The 272-nt window shown below is 72.8% G+C and carries 1 pseudogene; it reads right to left on the minus strand.

Annotated features, from left to right (window positions below):
* Window positions 1-272, minus strand: a pseudogene (locus tag H926_RS33685) (hypothetical protein); the annotation flags it as partial.

The raw sequence follows: 272 nt of genomic DNA on the forward strand, positions 1-272 counted from the left end.
CCGGCCCCCTCGAATGCCAGCATGGTGCGATCGCTGCCCGTGGCGCCGGCAAAGATCGTGGCCGTGCCGGGATCAAAGCCGACCGTGCGATCCGCCGTTCCGGTCACCACCATGAGCGGCGCATGGATTTGCGCCACGCCGCTGCCCCACACCGGCGATGGCCCGCCGCCTGCCGGGGAAATCGCCACGACAGCAGCAATGCCATCGGCGCGCAGATCGGCCGCGGCCGGGCCATTGCCGGCATAGGCGGCGCGCAGGGCGGCCGGCATGCG

Origin of the sequence: Novosphingobium sp. B-7, from assembly GCF_000410615.1 — a bacterium.
In the GTDB taxonomy this organism is placed as follows: Bacteria; Pseudomonadota; Alphaproteobacteria; order Sphingomonadales; family Sphingomonadaceae; genus Novosphingobium; species Novosphingobium capsulatum.